Origin of the sequence: Actinomycetospora sp. CA-084318 (assembly GCF_050955885.1) — a bacterium.
Taxonomy (GTDB): domain Bacteria; phylum Actinomycetota; class Actinomycetes; order Mycobacteriales; family Pseudonocardiaceae; genus Actinomycetospora.
The window spans coordinates 3,095,133-3,117,602 of the sequence record NZ_CP192098.1 but is presented as its reverse complement, the minus strand read 5'-3'; the positions used below and the strand labels follow the sequence as shown (position 1 = coordinate 3,117,602).

22 protein-coding genes are annotated in these 22,470 nt (G+C 76.0%); 13 read left to right on the top strand and 9 right to left on the bottom strand.

The window, feature by feature from the left end; translation table 11 throughout:
• Positions 1 to 21: 21 nt before the first annotated feature.
• Positions 22 to 1,332, top strand: a complete 1,311-nt coding sequence (locus tag ACQPYX_RS15195; RefSeq protein ID WP_433798182.1) for a PucR family transcriptional regulator — start codon at positions 22 to 24, stop codon at positions 1,330 to 1,332.
• 22 nt (positions 1,333 to 1,354) lie between these two features.
• On the opposite strand, the gene ACQPYX_RS15190 is transcribed toward ACQPYX_RS15195, so the two are convergent.
• From ACQPYX_RS15190 to ACQPYX_RS15165, 6 genes are all read right to left on the bottom strand, one after another.
• Positions 1,355 to 1,768, bottom strand: coding sequence for a hypothetical protein (locus ACQPYX_RS15190; RefSeq protein WP_433798181.1), 414 nt, complete (start codon positions 1,766 to 1,768; stop codon positions 1,355 to 1,357).
• A 168-nt stretch (positions 1,769 to 1,936) separates the two neighbouring features.
• A complete protein-coding gene (locus ACQPYX_RS15185) occupies positions 1,937 to 2,713 on the bottom strand; it encodes a GAF and ANTAR domain-containing protein (RefSeq protein ID WP_433798180.1) in 777 nt (258 codons plus the stop codon).
• 46 nt (positions 2,714 to 2,759) lie between these two features.
• Entirely contained in the window at positions 2,760 to 3,923 is a 1,164-nt protein-coding gene (locus ACQPYX_RS15180) for a fatty acid desaturase family protein (RefSeq protein WP_433803724.1), read from the bottom strand.
• Between the two features lie 150 nt (positions 3,924 to 4,073).
• Positions 4,074 to 5,102, bottom strand: a complete 1,029-nt coding sequence (locus ACQPYX_RS15175) for a flavin reductase family protein (RefSeq protein WP_433798179.1) — start codon at positions 5,100 to 5,102, stop codon at positions 4,074 to 4,076.
• A 94-nt stretch (positions 5,103 to 5,196) separates the two neighbouring features.
• Positions 5,197 to 6,387, bottom strand: coding sequence for an iron-containing alcohol dehydrogenase family protein (locus ACQPYX_RS15170; protein WP_433798178.1), 1,191 nt, complete (start codon positions 6,385 to 6,387; stop codon positions 5,197 to 5,199).
• Positions 6,384 to 7,478, bottom strand: coding sequence for a mandelate racemase/muconate lactonizing enzyme family protein (locus tag ACQPYX_RS15165; RefSeq protein ID WP_433798177.1), 1,095 nt, complete (start codon positions 7,476 to 7,478; stop codon positions 6,384 to 6,386). Before ACQPYX_RS15165 ends, ACQPYX_RS15170 begins: the two co-directional genes overlap by 4 nt.
• 84 nt (positions 7,479 to 7,562) lie before the next feature.
• Between ACQPYX_RS15165 and ACQPYX_RS15160 the strand changes: the two genes are divergently transcribed.
• From ACQPYX_RS15160 to ACQPYX_RS15135, 6 genes are all read left to right on the top strand, one after another.
• On the top strand, positions 7,563 to 8,270 hold the full coding sequence (locus ACQPYX_RS15160; RefSeq protein WP_433798176.1) for an IclR family transcriptional regulator: 708 nt from the start codon (positions 7,563 to 7,565) through the stop codon (positions 8,268 to 8,270).
• Positions 8,271 to 8,465: 195 nt separating this feature from the next.
• Positions 8,466 to 9,164, top strand: a complete 699-nt coding sequence (locus ACQPYX_RS15155) for a hypothetical protein (protein ID WP_433798175.1) — start codon at positions 8,466 to 8,468, stop codon at positions 9,162 to 9,164.
• Positions 9,161 to 11,254 (top strand): Rv1355c family protein, encoded by a 2,094-nt coding sequence (locus ACQPYX_RS15150; RefSeq protein ID WP_433798174.1) that lies wholly within the window; start codon positions 9,161 to 9,163, stop codon positions 11,252 to 11,254. The genes ACQPYX_RS15155 and ACQPYX_RS15150 overlap by 4 nt, the downstream gene beginning before the upstream one ends.
• 19 nt (positions 11,255 to 11,273) lie before the next feature.
• Entirely contained in the window at positions 11,274 to 11,702 is a 429-nt protein-coding gene (locus ACQPYX_RS15145; protein ID WP_433798173.1) for a hypothetical protein, read from the top strand.
• A 13-nt stretch (positions 11,703 to 11,715) separates the two neighbouring features.
• Entirely contained in the window at positions 11,716 to 12,657 is a 942-nt protein-coding gene (locus ACQPYX_RS15140; RefSeq protein WP_433798172.1) for a DUF389 domain-containing protein, read from the top strand.
• A 23-nt stretch (positions 12,658 to 12,680) separates the two neighbouring features.
• Positions 12,681 to 13,460 carry a transporter substrate-binding domain-containing protein gene (locus tag ACQPYX_RS15135; RefSeq protein ID WP_433798171.1) on the top strand — a complete coding sequence of 260 codons (780 nt, stop codon included), beginning with the start codon at positions 12,681 to 12,683 and terminating at the stop codon, positions 13,458 to 13,460.
• 1 nt (position 13,461) lies between these two features.
• Here ACQPYX_RS15135 and ACQPYX_RS15130 read toward each other — a convergent pair whose 3' ends face one another.
• Together ACQPYX_RS15130 and ACQPYX_RS15125 are read right to left on the bottom strand one after the other, a co-directional pair.
• On the bottom strand, positions 13,462 to 14,064 hold the full coding sequence (locus ACQPYX_RS15130) for a dihydrofolate reductase family protein (protein ID WP_433798170.1): 603 nt from the start codon (positions 14,062 to 14,064) through the stop codon (positions 13,462 to 13,464).
• A gap of 76 nt (positions 14,065 to 14,140) precedes the next feature.
• Complete coding sequence (locus ACQPYX_RS15125; RefSeq protein ID WP_433798169.1) at positions 14,141 to 14,704, bottom strand: MOSC domain-containing protein; 564 nt, start codon at positions 14,702 to 14,704, stop codon at positions 14,141 to 14,143.
• A 97-nt stretch (positions 14,705 to 14,801) separates the two neighbouring features.
• On the opposite strand from ACQPYX_RS15125, the gene ACQPYX_RS15120 reads away from it, so the two are divergent.
• The 6 genes from ACQPYX_RS15120 to ACQPYX_RS15095 are packed head-to-tail and all read left to right on the top strand — an operon-like array spanning position 14,802 to position 22,203.
• Positions 14,802 to 15,533: a GntR family transcriptional regulator gene (locus ACQPYX_RS15120; RefSeq protein WP_433798168.1), complete on the top strand. Its 732-nt coding sequence runs from the start codon at positions 14,802 to 14,804 to the stop codon at positions 15,531 to 15,533.
• Positions 15,530 to 17,395 carry an N-acetylmuramic acid 6-phosphate etherase gene (locus ACQPYX_RS15115; protein WP_433798167.1) on the top strand — a complete coding sequence of 622 codons (1,866 nt, stop codon included), beginning with the start codon at positions 15,530 to 15,532 and terminating at the stop codon, positions 17,393 to 17,395. Before ACQPYX_RS15120 ends, ACQPYX_RS15115 begins: the two co-directional genes overlap by 4 nt.
• Positions 17,392 to 18,582, top strand: a complete 1,191-nt coding sequence (locus ACQPYX_RS15110; RefSeq protein WP_433798166.1) for an anhydro-N-acetylmuramic acid kinase — start codon at positions 17,392 to 17,394, stop codon at positions 18,580 to 18,582. The genes ACQPYX_RS15115 and ACQPYX_RS15110 overlap by 4 nt, the downstream gene beginning before the upstream one ends.
• Positions 18,579 to 19,694, top strand: a complete 1,116-nt coding sequence (gene nagA, locus ACQPYX_RS15105) for an N-acetylglucosamine-6-phosphate deacetylase (RefSeq protein WP_433798165.1) — start codon at positions 18,579 to 18,581, stop codon at positions 19,692 to 19,694. Before ACQPYX_RS15110 ends, nagA begins: the two co-directional genes overlap by 4 nt.
• Positions 19,691 to 20,695: an SIS domain-containing protein gene (locus ACQPYX_RS15100; RefSeq protein WP_433798164.1), complete on the top strand. Its 1,005-nt coding sequence runs from the start codon at positions 19,691 to 19,693 to the stop codon at positions 20,693 to 20,695. Before nagA ends, ACQPYX_RS15100 begins: the two co-directional genes overlap by 4 nt.
• Positions 20,696 to 20,703: 8 nt before the next feature.
• Positions 20,704 to 22,203, top strand: a complete 1,500-nt coding sequence (locus ACQPYX_RS15095; RefSeq protein ID WP_433798163.1) for a sodium:solute symporter — start codon at positions 20,704 to 20,706, stop codon at positions 22,201 to 22,203.
• Positions 22,204 to 22,210: 7 nt separating this feature from the next.
• Here ACQPYX_RS15095 and ACQPYX_RS15090 read toward each other — a convergent pair whose 3' ends face one another.
• Positions 22,211 to 22,423, bottom strand: a complete 213-nt coding sequence (locus ACQPYX_RS15090) for a DUF397 domain-containing protein (protein WP_433798162.1) — start codon at positions 22,421 to 22,423, stop codon at positions 22,211 to 22,213.
• Positions 22,424 to 22,470 lie beyond the last annotated feature (47 nt).

Sequence of the window (22,470 nt, the reverse complement as noted above, 5' to 3'; positions counted from 1 at the left end):
GGTCTGGGCCACAATGGCGCCGTGAGCGACGGAGCGAGTGCGGAGGCGGGCTCCCTCGACCCGGCGCGGGCACCGCTGCGCGCCGTCGACGGCTGCGCCCACCCCGACCCGGCCCGCCGCCACCCGTGGGCGGAGGTGCCGCCGGAGGCGGCCGACCGGATGCGCGCGGTGGTCCTCGAGACCGGCGACGACATCATCGAGCAGGTCCGCGCCCAGGTCGCCGAGTACGCGCTGTCGATGAACGGCGTGTTCGGACAGAACATCCGGCGCGGCGTGTCCGTCGCCCTCGAGCAGTTCCTGCTGCTGCTCGGCACCGACGACGACCTGCCCGACACCCGGGTGTACTTCGAGCTCGGCCGCGTCGAGCACCGCCACGGCCGGACGATGGACGCGCTGCAGACCGCCTACCGGGTCGGCACCCGCGTGCTCTGGCGGCGCATCTCCGCGGGCAGCGACGACTACGGGCTGACCTCCGACGACATCTTCCGGCTCGCCGAGGCCCTCTTCGCCTACACCGAGCAGCTCGCCGCGGCGTCGGTCGCCGGGTACGCCCACGAGCAGAGCCTCACGGCGGGCTCCCGCCAGGCCCGCCGGCACACGCTGGTCTCCGCCCTGCTGCGCACGCCCCCGCCGGAGGGCCCGGAGCTCGAGCGCCTGGCCCGGGACGCCGAGTGGTCCCTGCCCCGCCGGCTCACCGTGCTGATCTGCGACGAGGAGTCGCTGCAGGCGGTGTTCCGCCGGATGCCCCCGGACGCCCTCGGCTCCCGCGTCGACGGGCTCGGGGTCGTCGTCCTCCCCGACCCCGACGGCCCGGGCCGCGCCGAGTACCTCGCCGACGCCACGGCCGGCGTCGCGGCGGTCGTCGGGCCGACGGTCGGTCTCGACCAGATCGCCCGCAGCGTCACCCGCGCTCGGTCCGCGTGGCCCCTGGTCGCCGCCGGGGAGATCGTGGCGGAGGACGGGCCCTCCCGGGGCAACCGCCCGCCCTCGAAGCTGGTGCGCTCGGACGACCACCTGCTCGCGCTGCTGCTGCACGCGGACGTGTCGGTGACCGCCGACCTCGTCGCCCAGCGCCTGGAACCGCTGCGCCGCATGACCGCCTCGGCCCGCGACCGCGCCGTGGAGACGCTGCGCGCCTGGCTCGACGCCCACGGCGACGTGGCCGAGGCCGCGGGCACGCTGCACGTGCACCCGCAGACGGTGCGCTACCGGCTCGCGCGGCTCAAGGAGTCGTTCGCGGGCGCGCTGGACGACCCGGTCGCCCGGCTCGAGGTCGCGCTCGCCCTGCGGTTCGGCGGCGCCTTCGCCGCCGAACCCGTCGTCGAGACCTGACCGGGCCGGCCGATCACGCGGATCAGGTGGTCCGCGCCGGCTCCTCGGACACCGTGAACGCCGTCGCGGGCTGCGCGCCGAGCTCGGCGACCACCTCGGGCGGCGCGCCGTGGACCTCGACGCGGGCGCCCGCGGTCAGACGCTGCACACGGAGCTGGCCGAGCACACGCACGAGGGCGGGGCCGCACTCGCCGTCGACGTGACCCAGGTCGATCACGAGCTCCGCCCACGCCTCGCGGGCGAGCTGCGGGCGCAGCTCGCGCAGCGCCCGGACCTGGCGGGGACCGACGACACCGACCACGGCGAGGGCGACGCAGCCGTCGTCGAACCAGCTGGTGCCGACGCCGTCGACCGCGCGGCGGGCGGCGGCGGTGCGGGCGTGCCGGCGACGCTCGTCGAGACCGGCGGGGAGTTCGGACGGGGTGGGGGCGGCCACGGGAACCTCCGGGAGACACGGTGACACCGTCGTCCCGCACGGTCTCCACGGGGATCGTGCCGCAGAGTGCCCGACCTGCTCCTCCGCGTAAACCCGCGAGGTGGCTACGCCCTGTGAGTACTAGTCCGTGCCAGGACACGGATTTCTACTCACGGGCGCGAAGCGCACCTACAGGTCCGCGCGCCGCGAGGCCAGGGTGCTCGCGAGGTCACGGAGCTTGACGTTGAGCTCCTGCGACGTCCGGCGCAGCGTGTCGAAGGCCTGGTCGGCGGAGAGGCCGCGGCGTTCCATGAGGATGCCCTTGGCCTGGCCGATGACGTCACGGGAGCGCACCGCCTCCTGCAGCTGCGTGGCCCGCAGCTCGGCGGCCTCGACCGCCCGGGCGCCCTGGAGCACGGCGGCGGCGTGCACCGCGAAGATCAGCGCCTGGTCGCGGTCGACGTGGTCGAGCCCGCCGACGCGCCGGGAGTAGTAGTTCAGCGCGCCGAGCCGGGGCGTGCTCATGCGGGGGAAGAGCCCCGTCGCGAACACGGCGTGCAGGCCGAGCCCGGCCGCGGCCGGCCCGAACTCCGGCCATCGCGACTCGTGGGCGAGGTCGGCGCAGGCGAAGTACCCCAGGCCGTCCTCGACGGTGGCCTCGACGCAGGGCCCCTCACCGGTCTCGTACTGCACCGCGTCGGCCTTGGTGGCCACGGCGTCGGTCTCCGCGGCGGTGGTGAACCCGTCGCCGTCGCGCAGGGTCACCGACACCACGTCGGCGCCGGTGATCTCCTGGGCGGCCGTCACGATCCGGCGCAGGACCTCCGGCACGCCCTGCTCCGGCTGCGCGCCGCAGAGGGCCTGCCCCAGGGTGACGAACTGCTCGGCCAGGGGCCCCAGCGCGTCGTCGGCGTTGCTGTCCACGAACCGCTCCCGATCCTCCTGCCACCGACGTTCGTCCGTCACGGACGAATCATAGGCAGCACCGGGTGCGGACCGGCGCACGCGCAGCTCACGCCGCCTGTGGCACGGCTCGCTCCCGCAGTCGGCGCAGCGTCGCGGCGGCCTTCCGGCCCACCGGGAGCGCCTTGCGCTGCCGCTTGCCGATCGCCTCGTGGCCCCCGGGCAGCGCGAGCCGGGCGATCTTCCACAGCACGCCGCCGTACTGCTTCCACATCGGGCCCGAGTGGTAGGGCAGCCCGTAGCGGCGGCAGAGGTCACGCACCTTCGGGGCGATCGCCGCGTAGTGGTTCGAGGGCATGTCCGGGAAGAGGTGGTGCTCGATCTGGTGGGAGAGGTTCCCGGTCATGATGTGCAGCAGCGCCGAGCCCTCGATGTTGGCCGAGCCGAGCATCTGCCGGACGTACCACTCGGCCTGCGACTCGTTCTCCAGCCGCTCCTCGCCGAAGGTCTCCACCTCGACCGGGAAGTGGCCGCAGAAGATCACCGCGTGCGACCAGACGTTGCGGATGGTGTTGGCCAGGAACGCGCCGACCGCGGCGGGCACGAACGACGGGCCGGACAGGGCGGGGAACACCACGTAGTCCTTGGCCAGCTGCTTGCCGGCCTTGCGCGCCATCAGCTTGATCTCGGGCAGCTTCTCGCGCCAGGTCTTCTTGCCGTTGGGGATGTCGTCGAGCTCGAGGTCGAACAGCCCGATGCCCCACTCGAAGATGAGCGCGAGGCCCATGTTCGTCAGCGGCTGGATCAGGTAGATCGGCTTCCACGGCTGGCTGGGGTCGACCCGCAGCACGTTGTAGCCGATGTCGCGGTCCTTGCCCTGCACGTTGGTGTAGGTGTGGTGCAGGTAGTTGTGGGTCTGCTGCCACCCGGCCGCGGTGGAGACGTGGTCCCACTCCCAGGTGGTCGAGTGGATCTCGGGGTCGCGCATCCAGTCCCACTGCCCGTGCAGGACGTTGTGCCCGATCTCCATGTTCTCGAGGATCTTCGCGACACCGAGCGACGCGGTCCCGAGCACGAAGGCCGGCGGGAAGAGCGCGCCCAGCAGCAGGACGCGGCCGGCGATCTCGAGACCGCGCTGGGTGCGGATGACGCGCCGGATGTAGCGCGCGTCGGCCTCGCCGAGCGAGGACATCACCTCGTCGCGCATCGCCTCGAGTTCGGCCCCGATGCGCTCGATGTCCTCGACCGACAGGTGCGCCGTCGAGGCCGTGATGTGGGCGGTGGAGGCGCCCGGACGACCCGGCCCGGTGGGCGTCTTGGCCTCGTTCACGCGGGTCACGTGGTCCGGGATGATCTCCGGGTCCGTGAGCGGGCGGTGGTCGAGCGCGGTCATGGGGTCTCCTCGGTGCTGGGGAGCGGAGGGTCAGAGGTCGAGGGCGCAGTCGCCGGCGGCGGCCGAGACGCACGTCCGGACGATCACGTCGCCCTGGTCCGCGGTCTCGAGCTCGCCGGTGTGCAGGTTGCGGACGGCGCCGGCCGTGAGCCGCCCGACGCAGGTGTGGCAGATGCCCATGCGGCACCCGCTCGGCAGCAGGGCGCCGGCGTCCTCGCCGGCGCGCAGCAGCGGGCTGACGGCGTCGGCGGGCGCGACGACCCCCGACGTCGAGAAGGTCACGGTGCCGCCGGTGCCGCCGGTGGCGCCCTCGGCGACGACGGTCTCCGGCGGGCGGAAGCGTTCGACGACGCAGGGCACGCCGGCCTCGTCCGCGGCCGCGGAGAAGGCGTCGATCATGCCCGCGGGTCCGCAGACGAGCAGGGTGCGGGACCGCCAGTCCGGCACCAGGACGTCGAGGTCGGCCGGGTGCAGCCGCCCGGAGCGGCTGTCGTGGCGGTGCACGGTGGCCGGGAGCGCGGCGAGGTCGTCGTCGTGCACGAGGTCCGCGCGTCCGGAGTGGACGAGCACCACGTCATTGCCGTCGCTGCCGACGCCGCCGCGCAGCAGACCGAGCATCGGCGTGATGCCGCTGCCGCCGGAGACCATGAGCAGGGGGCCGGTCGCGGTGAACTCCCCCGCGGCCGGGCCGAGCCCGACGACGTCGCCGGGGCGGGCCACGCGGGCCAGGTGGGTCGAGACCGACCCGTCCGGGACCGCGGTGACGCTCACGGTGAGGTGGTCGGCGGTGGGGGCCGAGGTGATCGAGTAGGTGCGCCAGTGCCGGCGGCCGGCGAGGTCGACGCCCAGGCCGACGTGCTGCCCCGGCCGGTGGCCGTGCCAGCCGGCGCCGGTGCGCAGGGTCAGCTCCGTGGTCGCGGGGCCGACCGGCCGGGTCGCGACGATCCGGGCGCGCGGCACGCGCGCCGACCACAGCGGGTTGACGACGGCCAGGAAGTCGTCGGGCAGCAGCGGCGTGAACATCACGCGCGTCGCCCGGGCGAGCATTCCAGCGATCATGGGTTCGACGGTAAGTGGCCGCTTCCCCGGGTCTCTACAGCCAAAACCAGGACTGCGTCACGGGTTCTGTTGCATCTCCACAAACCCGGATCGGTCAGTGTGCGGAGCGTGTGAGCAGGCCCGCGAGGGCCGCCCGGTCGGCGGCCCGCGGTGCGTTGCGACACACCGGATCGGCCGAGGCCGTGGTGGCCAGGGCCTCGAGCTCGGCCGGCCCCAGGCCGAGGGCGGCGCGGTCGATGCCGGGCGGGACCCCGAGGGCGTCGGTCCAGCGGGCGAGCGCACCCGGCAGTTCGGAGGGGTGGCCGAGGCCGAGCAGGGCGGTCACGCGCGCCCACGCCCCGGCGTCCGCGCCGTGGCCCGCGCCCGCGTCGTCGAGCGACCACGCCACCACCTCGGGCAGCACCATCGCCAGCGCCCGGCCGTGCACGACGCCGTGGTGGGCGGTGAGGGCGTGCCCGAGGCCGTGCACCAGGCCGAGCCCGGAGCGGGTGAGCGCCTGGCCCGCGAGGTGCGCCCCGACGAGCATCTCGGCGCGGGCGCCCGCGTCGGCGCCGTCGGCGTGGGCGACCGGCAGCCACCGCCACACGCGGCCCAGCGCCTCGGCCGCGTACGCCTCGGAGACCGGGCTGCGCCCGCGGCTGATCAGCGACTCGAGCGCATGGACGAGGGCGTCCACCCCGGTCGCGGCGGTGGCGCCGGGCGGCAGGCCGTGGGTCAGGACCGGGTCGAGCAGCGCGACCCGGGGCGTCGTCGTGCCGTCACCGCAGTAGACCTTGCAGCGGCGGACCGGGTCCTCCAGCACGCCGAAGCCGTTGGTCTCGGCGCCGGTGCCCGCGGTCGTCGGGATCGCGATGAGGGGCAGGCCGGGACCGGTCGGGTCGGCGGCGAGCCGGGCGATGCCCTTGGCCGCGTCGAGCGCCGAGCCGCCACCGACCGCGACGACCACCGGGCGGCTGCCCGGGAACGCCTCCCCCACCACCCGCGCCCCGGCCTCGACGGCGGGGACGGTCGGGTTGCCCGGGACGTCGTCGACGACGACGGTCGGCTGGCGCGCGGCCGCGAGCACGGCGAGCACCTCGTCGACGATCCCGGTGGCGCGCAGCCCGGCGTCGGTGACGACGACGACGCCGCCGCTGCGCTGACCGGCGTGCACGTCGAGGACGTGGTCCCCCAGCCGCGCGAGCGCCCCGGGGCCGGAGTCGACCGCGGGGCCGGGCTCGTGCAGGAACGGCGTGGTGGCGGGGCAGGCGCACGCGGTGGCGGCACCGGCGGGCACGGTCGTCATCGGGGGTCTCCGAGCGAGGGGTGGAGGACGGCGCCGAGGCCGGGCGCCCCGGGGACCGCGAGGGTGCCGTCGACGGCGGGCCACAGCGGCTCGGCGAGCAGGAAGTCGCGCCGCTCCGGGGTCCAGCCGCCGGCGGGGTCGTAGGGGAACTCCAGGTACGGGCCCGCACCGACGCCCGCCGCGACGTGCAGGTTCGCGAGCAGGCCGAGGCCGTTGGACCAGGTGTGCGGGGTGAAGCGGCGGTGCCGGGACGCGAGCGACTCGGCGAGCGCCCGGGTGCGCGACATGCCGAGGGAGAGCACGACGTCGGTCTGCACCACGTCCAGCGCGTCCACCAGGGCCTCGAGCTGCGGGCGGTTGTCGCACATCTCGCCCGAGGCGATCCGCAGGTCCGGGTTCTCGGCGCGCAGCAGGTGGTGCCCCGCGACGTCGTCGTAGGGCAGCGGCTCCTCGATCCAGCCGGGCCGGTACTCCGCGAGGCGGCGGACCAGGCGCCGGATCTCCACCAGCTCGACGGCGGGTCGCACGTCGCCCGCCATCCGCCAGGCCTGGTTGAGGTCGACGAGCACGTCCAGCCCGCTGGACTCCCGGACCGCGGCGACCGACGCGATCCCCGGCTCCGGGTCGCGCGGGTCCACGCGCACCTTGACCGCCCGGAAGCCGAGGGACTCCAGCTCCGCCGCGTCCTCGGCGCGTCGCCCGGCGGGCTGCACCGAGCACCACGACGCGTACACCGGGAGCCGGTCGGCCGTCCCGCCGAACAGCACCGAGACCGGCACCCCCGCCGCCTGCCCGACGACGTCCCACAGCGCGGCCTCGAGCGGCCAGAACCGGCCGCCGTGGAAGGCGATCGACTCGATGCGGCGGACCTGCACGGCCATCGCGAGCGGGTCGGTGCCCAGGAAATGGTGGCAGTGGCCCTCGAATCCCGCCATCGTGTCGCCGGAGCCGACGCCGACGATCCCGGCGTCGGTCTCCACCCGCACCACGGTCGCGGCGAAGGAGCGGCGCGGGTCGGGGTCCCACGCGGCGTGCATCGGGGGGTCGAGCTCGACGACGTGCTCCGTGACCCGGATGTCGGTGATCTTCACCGGCGCCACCTCCGGGAGGCAGTGCACCCGGCCGGGGTGCGCCGGGCAAGCGGCTCTTGCGGTGAGCGCAAGTACCCTGCCCGCATGGAGGGGCTGCGCCGCGACGTCGACCTCCTCGACGCGCTCGCCGCGCCCGAGGCCCAGGCCGGCGGCCTGGGAGTGGCCCGGCTCGCCGTCCTGACCGGGCGCACCGAGAGCCAGGTCTCGCGCGCGCTGGCCGCCCTGGCCGGGCAGGGGCTCGTCGAGCGCGACGTCCGCACCCGGCGCTACGCCCTGGGCTGGCGGCTCTACGCGTTCGCGGCACGCACCACCGAGGCCCGGCTGGTGCGGACGGCGGGTCGGGTGCTGACGGTGCTGGCCGCCCGGCTCGGCGTCGGGGCCCACCTGTGCCGGCTGCACGGCGACGCGGTGGCCACGGTGCTCACCGTGGCGGGCGACGGGTCACCGCCGCGGGTCGCCTTCGACGTCTCCGACGTGCCGGTCGAGATCAGCTCGGCGGGCCGGGTGCTGCTCGCGTTCCGGGACGAGGCGGGCCTGGCGCGGCGGCTGGCAGCGGCCGACCTGGACCCCGGCGTGGCCCGCCGCACCGTCGGCGACGGGCACGCCGTGGTCGACGGCGAGCTGGACCCGCGGCTGGCGGGGGCCTCCGCCCCGGTGCGCGACGTGCACGGCGGGGTGGTCGCGGCGATCAACGTGTCGGGGCCGGTCGGGCGGGTCCGCCCCGTGCTGCCCGACCTCGTCGCCGCGACCGTGGACGCCGCGGCCGACCTCTCGGCCCGTCTGGGCGCCTGAGCGCCCGGTCCACCACCCGCTCGGCACACGGCCTGATCACGTCGGGTGGCGCGCTCCCCCGACTGCGCCGTCCGGCCGCCGAAACGGCGACGAACAGGCGAAATGCGGCCCACCATCGGGTCCGCACGAACGGCGGTGCAGCTCCGGGCGGGGTCGGCGGACGATGCGGAGCGAGATCCACTCCGGGGAGGTCGTGTGCAGATCGGGGACGGCGCCGGGCGGACGGTGACGCGCGCGGACCGCGCCTACGCGGTACCGGGCACCGGGATCCGGATCGCCGTGACCACGCCGCGCAGCCATCCGGAGCTGTGGGCCGCCCACCTCGACGGGCTCGACCGGCTGTACTCCGAGCACGGGGTCGGCGACGCCTCGTCGGTCGACGAGGACCGGACCTCGCTGGTGTTCACCGCCCTCGACCCCGCCGGTGAGGTCCTCGCCGGCATCCGCTCCGACGGCCCGCTCGCGAGCCCCGAGGACAGCCAGGCGCTCGCGGTGTGGGGCGGTGCGCCGTCCGTGCGCGCCGTGATCGACCGCTGGATCCCCGACGGCCTCGTCGAGGCCAAGGGGTTCTGGATGGCGCGCTCCTTCCCCGGGCGCCGCGAGCTGATCGCGTCGATCAAGCGCGCCCCCGTGCTCGCGTCCGCCGTCCTCGGGGCCCGCTGGGCGATGGGGACCGCGGCGCACACGATGCGGCTCTTCCGGGCCGCCGGCGCCACGGTGGTCGACACCGTCCCCGCCGTGCCGTACCCCGACGCCCGCTACGCCACCACGCTCGCCTACTGGGACCGCTGGCACTGGGCGCCCGACGTGGCGGACGCCGAGATCCGCGCGTTCGACGACGACGTGGCCCAGCTCCTCGGGGTCGACGTGCCCCGCCCCCGGGCGGCGTCGTGAGCGACCCGGCCGTGCCGGCCGTCCCGGCCGTCCCGGCCGCGCCTGCCGTCCGTGCCGTCACCGTCGACGGGGCGGACCTCGACGCGCTGCGCGCCGACCCGTCGGTCACCGTGGTCGACCTGAGCGCCGCGCAGGCCGCCGAGCTCGCGGACCTGCGCGGCCCGAGGGTCGAGCCCGGCACCCGGTGGGTGCACTACCCGTGGCGGCGCGCGGTGCTGGGTCTGCTCGACCCGGACGCGCTGCGCCGCCTGCGGCTCGACCGCAACCGGAACAAGATCACCGACGCGGAGCAGGCCCGGCTCGGGCGGCTCAGGATCGGCGTCGCGGGTCTCTCGGTCGGGCACTCGATCGCGCACACCCTGGCGCTGGAGGGGCTCTGCGGGCGCCTGCGGCTCGCCGACTTCGACGACGTCGAGACCTCCAACCTCAACCGCATCCCGGTCGGGCTGTTCGAGGTGGGCGTGAACAAGGCCGTCGTCGCCGCCCGGCGGATCGCCGAGCTCGACCCGGACCTCGACCTCGAGGTGTGGACCGCGGGGGTCACCCCCGACGGCGTCGACGCCTTCCTCGAGGGCCTCGACGTCCTCGTGGAGGAGGCCGACTCGCTCGACGTCAAGGTCCTGCTCCGCGAGCGCGCCCGGGCGCTGGGCATCCCGGTGCTCATGGCCACGAGCGACCGCGGCCTGGTCGACGTCGAGCGGTTCGACCTGGAGCCCGACCGCCCGCTCGTCCACGGCCTCGCCGGCGACCTCTCCGTCGAGCTCCTCGCCGGTCTCGAGCCGCGGGATAAGGCGCCCTACGTCCTGCGCATCGTCGGCGCGGAGCACGTGTCCGCGCGCGCGGCGGCCTCCATGGTCGAGGTGGGGACGACGCTGTCGACCTGGCCCCAGCTCGGCGGCGACGTCGTGCTCGGCGCCGCGACGGTGGCCGCCGCCGTGCGCCGGATCGGGCTGGGCCTGGACCTGCCGTCGGGACGCACACGGGTCGACCTCGACGAGATTTTGGTGCACCCGGAGGCCACGACCGGCACCGACCCGACGTCGGGAGGCGTCGTCGAGCAGCCGCACCCGGACCCCGTCCTCGAGGCCGTGCGGCGGGCCCCCTCCGGCGGCAACGTGCAGCCCTGGCACGTCGAGCGCACCCCCGACGAGCTGCGCCTGCACCTCGACCGCTCCCGCACGACGACGATGGACGTCGCCTTCCGCGGCAGCCACGTCGCGCTCGGGGCCGCCCTGTTCAACGCCCGCGCGGCGGCCGCCCGCGAGGGGTGCCTCGGTCGGGTCACGCTCTTTCCCGACGACGCCGCGCCCGACCTGGTCGCGACCCTGCGGTTCGCCTCCGGCACCGACCCGCGGCTCGCCGCGGCCGACGTGCTCGCGCGGGGTACCGACCGCGGCGCCGGGCGGCCGCGCCCGCTCGGGGTGGCGACCCGGCTGGCGCTCGACGAGGCGGCGCACGCCGAGGGCGGTCGGCTGCACCTGCTGGAACCGGGCGAGCCGATGCGCGCCGTGGGCGAGGCGATCGCCGCCGCCGACCGCGTCCGCTACCTCACCGAGCGGCTGCACCGCGAGATGGTCGGCGAGCTGGTCGAGCACGGGGAGCCGACCGGCATCGACGTCGCGAGCCTCGGACTCTCCGCCGCCGACGTCGCGACGCTGGCGATCGTGCGGCGCCCCGAGGTGATGCGGACGCTCGCCGACTGGGACGCGGGCGAGGCGCTGACCGAGGACACCCGGCGCCGGATCGCGGCGAGCTCGGCGCTGGCCGTGGTCACCGTGGACGGCTCCCGCCCCGCGGACTTCGTGCGCGGCGGGCAGGCGGTGGAAGCGGTCTGGGTCGCGGCGCAGGAGCAGGGGCTCGCGGTGCACCCCACGTCGCCGGTGTTCCTCTACGCCGTCGACCCGGACGACCTGCGGGAGCTCTCGGAGCCCTACGCCGAGGACCTCGGGCGGCTGCGCCGCACGTTCCGCGCGGCGGTCGGGCTGGAGGACGGGGAGTCGGTCGCGCTCGTGCTGCGCCTCGCGCACACGGACGCGCCGCCGGTGCGGTCGCGGCGGCGGCCGATCGAGGACGTGACGCTCCCCCGCTGATCGGGGGTACTGCTGTGCGGTGCCGCTCCTCGTGATCCACGCCGCCGCCGTCTGGTTCTGCGTCGGGTTGGTCTGGGTGGTCCAGGTGCTCGTCTACCCGGGCTTCGCGGGGATCGACCGGGCGGCGTTCACCGCATGGCACGACCGGCACACCCGGCTGATGTCGTGGACGGTGTCCGCGCCGTGGGCGGTGCAGGGGGTGACGACCGCGGTGCTACTCGTCTGGCGGCCCGACGGGGTGCCGTTCTGGGCCGCGGCGCTCGCCGGGGTGTGCGGGGCGGCGACGGTGGCGGTCACCGTGCTGGTCTCGGTCCCCTGCCACCAGCGTCTGTCCGCCGGGTACGACGACGAGGTCCTCGCGCGGCTCGTCCGCACCAACTGGTACCGCGTCGTCGCGTGGACCGCGGGCGGGGCGGTCGCGGTGGGCATGGTGCTCGCGGCGGCATGACAGGCTCCCCCGCGTGCTGCACCTGCGGGTGGTGTGTCCGGCCGAGCGGACCGACGAGATCCTCGGATGGCTGCAGGAGACGCCCGGCGTCGCCCACCTGACGGCGCTGCGCGGTGCCGCGGTGGCGCCGGTGGGCGATCTCCTCGGGGCGGACGTCGCCCGCGAGGCCGTCGACGACGTGCTCGCCGGGTTGTGCGACCGCGGCGTCGACCGCTCCGGCGGGATCACTCTGGAACCACTGGACACGGTGCTCTCCGACCGGGCCGACCGCGCCGAGGAGACCGTGCCCGGTCTCGGGACCGACGCGGTCGTGTGGGACGAGCTGGTCGGCCGCACGGGGGACGACGCCCAGCTCTCCGCGAGCTTCGTCGGCTTCCTGACGATCGCGTGCCTGCTCGCGGCCGTCGGCGTGGTGACCAACTCGCCGGTGACCGTGGTCGGCGCGATGGTGGTCGGCCCCGAGTTCGGGCCGCTCGCGGCGCTCGCGGTCGGCCTCGTGGGCCGGCGCCGGGACCTCGCGGGGCGGGCACTGCGGGCCCTCGGGGTCGGCTTCCCGGTCGCGCTCGTGGTCACCGCCCTCGCGAGCCTGCTCGCCGAGGCCGTCGGGCTGATCACGCTCAGCCCGCTGGAGAGCGCCGACCAGGTCGACTTCATCTACCAGGTCGGGCCGTTCTCGCTCATCGTGGCGCTGCTCGCGGGCGCGGCCGGGATGCTCGCGATGACCTCGGCGAAGTCGGCCGCGCTGGTCGGCGTCTTCATCTCGGTGACGACCGTGCCCGCGGCCGGGTACGCGGTGGTGGCCGCGACGCTCGGCGACTGGTCCCGCTGCCTCGGCTCGGTCCTGCAGCTGCTGGTCAACCTGGTCGGGATCGTGGTCGCCGCCGCGGCGGTGCTGCTCCTGCGGACCCGGACCTACCGGCGGCGGGGCCTGGGTCGACGGCTCTCCGAGGGGTGATCCGCCGGGTTACGGTGCCCGGCATGCGGCGGACGGTGCTGGTCCTGACGGCGGTCCTCCTGGCGCTGCTCGCCGGGTGCGCCTCCGGGGAACCGCAGACGCCGACCGAGCGGGTGGCCGCGACCCACGAGCTGCGGGTGTGCTCGACCGGCGACTACCGCCCGCTGACCTACCGCGACCCGGCCGGGGCGTGGTCGGGCATCGACGTCGACCTGGCCCGGGACCTGGCCACGACGCTCGGCGCGCAGGTCACGATGGTGCCGACGACCTGGTCGACGCTGCTCGACGACGTGACCGCGGGCCGCTGCGACCTCGCCGTCGGCGGCATCTCGGTCACCGCCGACCGCGCGGCGCGGGCGAGCTTCACCGTGCCCTACCTGCAGGACGGCAAGACCCCGATCGTGCGCTGCGCCGACCTCGGCCGGTACGCGACGCTCCCGCAGATCGACCGGCCCGGCGTCCGGGTGGTGGTCAACCCCGGCGGCACCAACGAGCGGTTCGTCCGCGCGAACCTGAAGGCCGCGACGATCGTGCCCTACCCGGACAACAACACGATCCACGACACCGTCGCCGACGGCCGCACCGACCTGATGATCACCGACGCCATCGAGGCCCGCTGGCAGGCCGCGGCCCGCCCGGGCGTGCTGTGCGCCGAACACCCGGACACCCCGTTCGACCGCTCGCAGAAGGCCTACCTCGTCCCGCCGGGCGACCCCGCGTTCGTCGACACCGTGAACCGCTGGCTCACGACGGCCCTTGCCGACGGGACGTGGGCCCGGGCGGCACAGCCCTGGCTGGGGTGAGTCACACCCGCCGGTAGCGGATGTGCGTCGACAGCGGGGAGTGCAGCACCTCGACCGGCTCGAAGTCGAAGGTGTCGACGCCGTCGAACAGCCGCTCGCCCGACCCGAGCAGGGTCGGCGCGATGTCGAGGGTCAGCTCGTCGACCACGCCCGCCCGCAGCGCCTGCTGCACGGTGGAGGCCCCGCCGGCGATGTCCACCCCGCGGTCGCCGGCCACCTCCCGCGCCTGCGCGTAGGCGGCGTCGAACCCGTCGGTGACGAAGTGGAAGGTCGTGCCGCCGGCCATCTCGATCGGCTCGTGCGCGTGGTGGGTCAGCACGAACACCGGCGCGTGGTACGGCGGCTCGTCGCCCCACCAGCCGCGCCAGTCCTCGTCCCAGGCGCCGCGGACCGGGCCGAACATGTTGCGGCCCATCACGTAGGCCCCGCGCGGGCGCATGAGCCATCCGTTGGCGGTCTCGTCGGCCTCGGTGGCCCGCGGGTCGCCGATGTGCCAGCCGTGCAGCTCCACCCCCCGGGTCCCGAGCGGGTTGTCGCGGGCCTGGTCCGGCCCGGCGGCGAAGCCGTCGAGCGAGACCGACATGTGGCAGGTGGTGTCCGTCATCCGAGACTCCCGGTCCGAGGAGTTGCATTGTGCAATCACTCGGGACCGTAGCGGATCGCGGAGCGGGTGGGGAGGGTCAGTGCTTCCGGCTCCCGACGGCGGCCCGGGCCGGGTCGAGCAGGACCTGCTCGTCGAACAGTCCCCCGGCCGTCGTCGGGAAGGACACCGACAGCGGACCGACGCGCAGCGTGCCGGAGCCGAGCACGGCGAAGCGCACGCCCGCGCGGCCCCGGAGCAGGGCGTGCGCGCCGGGGGCGACGACGGCGTCCATCCAGGCGCACGGCGCGGCGGGGCGCCGGCCGCCGAGCAGGACCGGGCCGTCGCCCGAGTCGAGGAGGACGTCCGTGCCGCGGAGCCGCTCGACGTCGAGCCCGCGGGTGACCACCGTGCGGCGCACGAGCACCGGATCGAACGGCGGGACGCCGAGCTCGGCCGCGACCGCCTCGAGGGCCTCCGCGGCGACGATCGTCAGCGCGGCGTCGCGGTGCGCGGCACGGCCCGCGTACCGGTCGCCGACGACCCCGAAGCCCTCCCGGAGCTCGATCGACGACGGTTGGCGGGTGTCCACCCGCGCCGGGCCGTCGGAGGGCCGGCCGAGGTAGGCGTGCTCCCGCGACACGACCAGCCGGACGATCTCCACCACGTCGATTCTGCCGGGCCGCTAAAGGTACGGACCTCTTGATTCACACGAATCACAGGTCTATACCTCTCCCGTGGCGGTGACACGGTCGACGGAAGTGGGCGCCAAGGTCGCCGCGCTGTGCGCCGAACTCGGTCCGGGCGCCATGCTCCCAGGTGAGCGGGAGCTGTCCACCCGGTTCGGGGTCTCCCGGGCGACCGTGCGCAAGGCGCTCGAGGAGCTCATGGCCCGCCGGATCGTCGAGCGGCGCCACGGCGCGGGCACGTTCGTGCGCCGCCCCGCGGTCGCGCAGCCCCTCATGGCGACGTCGTTCGGCGACGACATGCGCCGGCGCGGTCTTGAGCCGTCGTCGCGGCTGCTGTGGTGGGACACGGTCGTCGCCGACACCGACCTCGCCGCCCGGCTCGAGATGCCCGGCGGCGAGCCGGTGCTGCGGGTCCGTCGCGTGCGGCTCGCCGACGGCGAGCCGATGACCCTCGAGACCCTGCACGTCCCGGCCGCCCGCGTGCCCGGCCTGACCGGTGACGACCTCGACGGCCCGTCCTCCTACTACGAGATCCTCGCCGAGCGCTTCGACCGTCGGATCCGGTCCGGGACGCAGTCCGTGGCGCCCGTGGTGCTCGCGGCCCAGGACGCGGAGCTGCTCGGCGTGCCGGCCGGCTCGGCCGCGCTGCACTTCGTCCGGACCTCGCGGGACCACCGCGGCGAGGTGATCGAGCGGGTCGAGTCGTTCGCGCGCGGCGACCGGTACCTCATCGAGATGGACATCATCCCGCCCGGCGACGCGACCGTCCCGGCCGCGGTCATGATCTCCACGGACCCCCGATGACGGTGGTCGCGGTCGACCTGGGTCGCTCCGGTGCCCGGGTCGCGGTCGACGGGCGGCGCTTCCCGACGACGACCGGTGCCGGTCTCGGCGACCCCGGCGGCGCCACCGCGGTGGCCGCGGTGCTGCGCTCCGCCGTCGGCACGCCGCCGGCGGAGCGGTGGACGCTGGCGGTGGGCGCGCCGGGCGCGCTGACCCGGCCGGAGGCGGCGGCCGAGCTGGCCGAGGGCCTGCTCTCCGGCTGGGACGGTCACGGCCCGGACGCGGTGGCCGTGACCTCGGACGTCGTCGCCTGGCACGCGGGCGCCTTCGGAGGCCGTGGGGCGGGGGTGGTGCTGGCCGTCGGGACCGGGGCGGTCGCGCTCGGGGTCGACGACGCCGGGACGGTGCGGCGGGTCGACGGGCACGGGCTGCTCCTGGGCGACGCGGGCGGCGGCGCGACGATCGGACAACAGGGGCTGCGTGCCGCGCTGCGGGCACTCGAGGGCGCGGGGCCGACGACGGCGTTGTCCGGCCCGGCGCGCGAGGCGCTGGCGACGCAGCCGTCGACGCCCGCCGAGTTCGCCGCCTTCGCACCGGCCGTGCTGGCGGCGGCCGACGCCGGCGACGCGGTGGCGGGGCGGATCGTGGACGAGGCGGTGTCCGACCTCGTGGCGACGGCGCGGGCGGCGGGGACGCCGGCCGCCGACGATGTGGCTCTCCTTCCACTGGACGCCAGTCACGACGCTTCGCTGCCACAGGGAGGAGGGGTGGCCCTCGTGGGCGGACTCGCCGCGCCGCTGGCCGACCGCCTGCGCGCCGCCGGGCTGCGCCGGCACGAGCCGCTGGGCGACGCCCTCGACGGGCTGGTCCTGCTCGCCGCCGACGCGAGCTCCGCGCACGAGCCGACCGTGACCCGTCGTCGGGGACGCCCCGGCGCCGGCGGGCCCGCGGCCGACACCGACCGGCTGCCCACCGAGGGCGTCCGCCCCGGGTCCGAGCACCTGGACGCGCTGCCCACGGACGACCTCGTCGCGCGCCTGGTCGACGGGCAGTCCGCGGCACCGGGCGCGGTCGCCGCGAGCTCGACGTCCCTCGCCCGGGCCGCCGACCTGCTGGGCGCGGCGTTCCGCCGGGGCGGGCGGCTGGTCTACACCGGCGCGGGGACGTCCGGCCGGCTCGCGATGCAGGACGCCGCCGAGCTGCCGCCGACGTTCGGGCTCGACCCCACGCGGGCGATCGCCCTGCTCGCGGGTGGCCGGGACGCGGCGGACGCGGCGGTCGAGGGCGCGGAGGACGACGAGGTCGCCGGGCAGGCGGACGTCGAGGACGCCGGGGTCGGGCCGGACGACGTCGTCGTGGGGGTCGCCGCCTCGGGCCGCACCCCGTACGTGCTGGGCGCGCTGACCGCGGCCCGCGCGCGCGGGGCGACCACCGTCGCCGTCGTGAACACCGCCGGGAGCCCGGTGGCCGCGCTGGCGGACGTCGCGGTCGAGCTGGTCACCGGCCCGGAGGTGCTGGCGGGCTCGACCCGGCTCGCCGCGGGCACGGCGCAGAAGATCGCCCTGAACACGTTGACGACGGCGGCCATGGTCCGGGCGGGCGCGACCTACGGGCCGTGGATGGTCGGCGTACGCGTGACGAACGCGAAGCTCCGTCGCCGCGCCGAGCGGATCGTGCGCGACGCCGCCGGGGTGGACGAGGACGCGGCCCGCACCGCACTGCGGGCCGCGGGCGACGACGTCGCCGCCGCGGTCGTGGCCCTGCTCGCCGGGGTGGACTCCGCCGCGGCGCGGGAGCGGCTGTCGACGGCGGGGTCGGTCCGGGGGGCAATCGGGAGACGGAGCGCAGCGGAGCTCGACCCCGGGGAGGTGTCGGGCGCGTGAGGGTCGTGGGGATGCTGTCGGGGACGTCGGCGGACGGCCTGGACGTCGCGGTGTGCGAGGTCGAGGTCGGCCCGACGACGACGCTCGCGGTCCGCCACCACGGCGCCGTCGGGTGGCCGGACGGCCTGCAGGACCGGCTGCTGGCCGTGCTCCCGCCCGCGACGACCACGGTCGGCGAGATCGCGGCGCTCGACCACGCCGTCGGGCGGGCGGCCGCGGCGGCCGCGGTCGGGTACGGGGCCGACCTCGTCGCGTGGCTGGGGCAGACCGTCTTCCACGGCGTCCACGACGGGCGGGCGACCGGTGGTCTCCAGCTCGGCCAGCCCGCCTGGATCGCGGAGGCCACGGGCGCGCCGGTGGTCAGCGACCTGCGGTCGACCGACATCGCGGCCGGCGGCCACGGCGCCCCGCTGGCGAGCACGCTCGACGCGCTCTGGCTCGCCGGCCCCGAGCCCCGCATCGCGCTGAACCTCGGCGGGATCGCCAACGTCACGGTCGTCGCGCCGGGCTCCCCCACCCCGCGCGAGGGGAACCCTCATGCCGCTGGAGCGCTCGCATCCTCCCCTCACGTCACCGCGTTCGACACCGGGCCGGCCAACTGCTGGCTCGACGTCGTCGCGCAGCGCGCCACCGGAGCCGCGTACGACGTCGACGGGGCCCTCGCGGCGGCCGGGACGGTGCACGCCGGGCTGCTCGACCATCTCCTCGCGGAGCCCTACTACGCCGCGCCGCCGCCGAAGACGACCGGCCGCGAGCTGTTCACCGCGCCCGCCCTGGACGCCGCCGTCGCGCACGCCGCGCCCGGGATCGGCGCCGCCGACCTCGCCGCGACCCTCGTCGCCCTGACCGCCCGGACCGTCGCCGACGCCTGCCGCGCGCACGGCGCGGTCGAGGTCGTCGGCTCGGGCGGTGGCCTGGCGAACCCGGTCCTGCGGGCGGCGCTCGCCGCGGAACTGGACCCGGTCCCGCTGGTGTCCGCCGACGAGCGGGGCCTGCCGTCCGACGCGAAGGAGGCCGTCCTGACCGCCCTGCTCGGCGCCCTGACCTGGCACGGCGTGCCCGGGGTGCGGCCCGGGGCCACCGGGTCGTCGACCCCCCGCGTCCTGGGCCGCATCAGCACCGGTCACCGCCCGCTGCGCCTGCCCGAGCCGGTCGCGGCGGTCCATTCCCTGGAGGTGCTCGCATGAGGCTCGGGGTGTCGGCCGCCCTCGTCGGCAGGGTGCTGCACCCGGGCGACGTGGCCGTGGTCGACGGCCGGATCGACGCCATCGGGCTGCCACCGGCGCCGGGCGGGGCGATCGCCGTGCCGGGTCTCGTGGACGTCCAGTGCAACGGCTACGCGGGCGTCGACCTCACCGCCGCCACCGACGCCGACGAGGTGCACGCGTTCCGCGCCGCGCTGGCCCGTGACGGGGTCACGGCGGTCGCGCCGACCGTCATCACCGCGGCGCCGGACACCACGGCGACCGCGCTGTCCGTCCTCGACGCCGCGCGGCCGGCGCCGGGCGGGGCCCGCCTGCTCGGCGCGCACGTCGAGGGCCCGTTCCTGTCCGCGGAGCGCCCCGGCACGCATCCACCGCGGTTCCTGCGCGCGCCCGACCCGGCGGCGTTCGGGGCGTTCCTGGCGGCGGGCGCGGTCGCCCTCACCACGATCGCCCCGGAGCTCGACGGTGCCCACGCGGTGCTCGCCGTCGCGCTGCGCGCGGGCGTCACGGTGATGGCCGGGCACAGCGACGCCTCGGCCGCGCAGGCCCGCGCGGGGTTCGACGCCGGGATCGCGGGCGCCACGCACCTGTTCAACGCGATGTCCGGCTTCGACCACCGGGCCCCGGGGCTCGCGGTGGCCGCCCTCGCCCACCCGGCCGCCGTGGTCACCCTGATCGCCGACGGCCACCACCTCGACCCCGACGTGCTGCGGGTGACCGCCGCCGCCGCCCGGGGCCGCTGGGCGCTGATCACCGACGCGACGGCCGCCGCGGGCATGCCCGACGGCACCTTCCGGCTCGGCGACGTCGAGCTCACCCTCGCCGACGGCGCGGTCCGCAACCCCGACGGCACCCTCGCCGGCAGCGCCGCCACCCTCGCCGGCTGCGTGCGGGTCGCGGTCGCCGCCGGGCTCGGGCTCGTCGACGCCCTCGTCGCCGCCACCGCCACCCCCGCCCGGCTCGTCGGCCCGGCGCACCGCCCGCACCCCGACCTCGGGGTGCTCCGCCCCGGCGGCGTCGCCGACGTGACCGTCCTCGACGACGCGCTGGGCGTGACCCGGGTGCTCCTCGCCGGGGAGGAGGTGGACCGGTGACGTCGGCCCTCGAGACCGAGCTGCACGCCCAGCCCGCCGCGCTGCGCGCCTTCCTGACGACGGCCGCGGCCTCGGCCGCCGCCGTCCGCGACCTCGCCGCCGCCACCTGCGGGGTCGTCGTCGCCGCCCGGGGCAGCTCGGACAACGCGGCGCGCTACGCGCAGTACCTGATCCCCCTGGTGGCGGAGCGGGAGGTCACGCTCGCGACGCCGAGCCTGGTCACCATGTACGGGACCTCGCCGGAGGTCTGGCGGCGGCTCGTCGTCGGGGTCTCGCAGTCCGGGCGCTCCCCGGACGTCGTCGCCGTGCTGCGCGACGCCCGGGAGCAGGGCGCGCCCACCCTCGCCGTCACGAACGACCCCGACTCCGACCTCGCCGCCCAGGCCGACCTGGTGCTCCCGCTGCACGTGGTCGCGGAGCGGTCGGTCGCCGCGACCGGCACCTACACCGCCTCGCTCGCCGCCCTTGTCGTCGTCGCGGCCGGCCTCGCCCCGGAGCCCGCCGCGGACGCGCTGCTCGCGGACCTCGACCGCGTCCCCGACCTCGTCGAGCGGGCGCTGGAGACCGACGTCGACGAGGCCGTCGAGGTGTTCGGGGGCTCCTGGCGGGGCGTCACCGTCGGGCGCGGGGTCAACCTCGCGACCGCGCACGAGGCCGCGCTCAAGCTCACCGAGCTGACCGGGTCGCTGGTCACGCCCTTCTCCCCCGCCGACCTGCGCCACGGCCCGATCGGCGCGGTCGGTCCGGCGACCCCGGTCCTGCTCGTCGCACCCGTCGACGAGGCCGCGAGCGCGTCGGTCCTCGACCTGCGCCCCGAGCTCCGCGAGCGCGGCGCCCCCGTCGTCGTGACCGGACCCGACCTGCCCGGGCCGCTCCCGGGCCTCGTCTCCCCGATCGTCGCCGTCGTCCCCGCCCAGAAGCTGGCCTGGCGCCTCGCGCTCGCCCGCGGGGTGGACGTCGACGCGCCGGGCGGGCTGCACAAGATCACGGAAACCGAGTAGGAGCCGGGATGCACGACGTCGTCAACCTGGCCGTCATCGTCGCCTACCTCGTGGCGATCGCGGTGATCGGGCTGAAGCTCTCCGGGCGCCAGCGTTCGGCCACCGACTACTTCACCGGCGAGCGGTCGCTGCCGTGGTGGGCGGTGATGTTCTCGATCGTCGCGACCGAGACGTCCACCCTCACCGTGATCAGCGTGCCGGGCGTGGCCTACGGCGGGTCGTTCTCCTACGTCGAGCTCGCCGTCGGGTACCTCGTCGGCCGCATCCTGGTCTCGTTCGTGCTGCTGCCGCTGTACTTCCGCGGCGGGTTCGTCTCGGCCTACCAGTACCTCGGCGAGCGCTTCGGCCGGCACACGCAGGGGCTCGCGTCGCTGACGTTCCTGGTGACGCGCCTGCTCGCCGAGGGCGTGCGGCTGTTCGCCGGGGCGATCCCGATCAAGCTGCTGCTCGCCGAGTTCGGGCTCGACGTCAACTACTTCGTCATCGTCCTGGCGATCACCGCGGTGACCGTCGCCTACACCTACGTCGGCGGCATCAAGGCCGTCGTCTGGACCGACTTCCTGCAGATGGGGCTCTACCTCGTGGGCGCCGTGATCTGCGTGGTGGTGCTCTCGCTGCAGGTCGGCGCGGGGGGCTGGGCCGCGGCGTGGGACGCCGGCAAGTTCACGGTGTTCGACTTCTCCAAGCCGATCCTGACGAGCCCGTACGCGTTCGTCACCGCGATCGTCGGCGGTGCGCTGCTGACGATGGGGTCGCACGGCTCCGACCAGCTGATCGCCCAGCGGGTGCTCTCCTGCCGGTCGCTGTCCGACGGGCGGAAGGCGATGATCGGCTCGGCCGTGGCGATCGGCGTGCAGTTCGCGCTGTTCTCGCTGGTCGGCGCGCTGCTGTGGGCCCGCAACGGCGGGGCGCCGCTCGCCTCGCTCGGGCTGACCAGCGACCAGGTGTTCGGCGAGTTCATCCTGCGGGACCTGCCGATGGGCCTGTCCGGGCTGCTCGTGGCCGGCATCCTCGCCGCGACGATGGGGTCGCTCTCAAGCGCGCTGAACTCGCTGTCGACCTCGACCCTGGCCGACCTCGTGCAGGCGTGGGGCCGGTGGCGCCCGGGCGAGGAGACGATGCTGCGCGTCGCGCGATGGATGACCGGCGTCTGGGCGCTGGTGATGGTCGGGTTCGCGTCGCTGTTCACCACGACCGACGACCCGGTGGTCGAGCTGGGTCTCTCGATCGCGTCGTACACCTACGGCGCGCTGCTCGGGGCGTTCCTGCTCGGGCTGATCGTGCGCCGCGCCGACGGCGTCGCCGCGTTCGTGGCGTTCCTCGCCACCCTCGTGGGGGTCGGCTGGGCGGCCCTCGGCATCTCGATCGACGGCTCGCCCCTGGCGTTCCCGTGGTTCGTGCCGCTCGGGGTGGTGATCACCCTCTTCGTCGGGGGCCTGATCTCGCTCGTGCGGCCGCGCCGCGAGCCGGCGCCGACCGGCGAGCCGGAGCCCGCCGTGCCGGCGTGAGCGGGGCTCAGTAGGCGATCGACCCGGCCTGGCCGGCCTTGGCGGCGGCGATGAACGCCTGCCACTCCCCGCGCGAGAGGGTGAGCGTGCCCTGGTCGTCGTGCCCCCGGTGACGCAGCTGCACCTGCCCGCCGTCGAACCGCCACTCCACGCGGCCCGGGCCGCCGCTCGAGAAGGTGCTCGACTGCCACTGCTGACGCTGCTGACGCTGCGCGTTCACTGCTGACCACTCCGGCCGTGTCGGAAACATGAACGTAACAAGCGTAC

What these genes read in the sequence shown, in the direction of transcription:
- ACQPYX_RS15115 (WP_433798167.1), top strand. Translation starts at nt 15,530, where the DNA reads ATGACGGTGGTCGCGGTCGACCTGGGTCGCTCCGGTGCCCGGGTCGCG.
- ACQPYX_RS15135 (WP_433798171.1), top strand. Translation starts at nt 12,681, where the DNA reads ATGCGGCGGACGGTGCTGGTCCTGACGGCGGTCCTCCTGGCGCTGCTC.
- nagA (WP_433798165.1), top strand. Translation starts at nt 18,579, where the DNA reads ATGAGGCTCGGGGTGTCGGCCGCCCTCGTCGGCAGGGTGCTGCACCCG.
- ACQPYX_RS15160 (WP_433798176.1), top strand. Translation starts at nt 7,563, where the DNA reads ATGGAGGGGCTGCGCCGCGACGTCGACCTCCTCGACGCGCTCGCCGCG.
- ACQPYX_RS15130 (WP_433798170.1), bottom strand. Translation starts at nt 14,064, where the DNA reads ATGACGGACACCACCTGCCACATGTCGGTCTCGCTCGACGGCTTCGCC.
- ACQPYX_RS15170 (WP_433798178.1), bottom strand. Translation starts at nt 6,387, where the DNA reads ATGACGACCGTGCCCGCCGGTGCCGCCACCGCGTGCGCCTGCCCCGCC.
- ACQPYX_RS15175 (WP_433798179.1), bottom strand. Translation starts at nt 5,102, where the DNA reads ATGATCGCTGGAATGCTCGCCCGGGCGACGCGCGTGATGTTCACGCCG.
- ACQPYX_RS15095 (WP_433798163.1), top strand. Translation starts at nt 20,704, where the DNA reads ATGCACGACGTCGTCAACCTGGCCGTCATCGTCGCCTACCTCGTGGCG.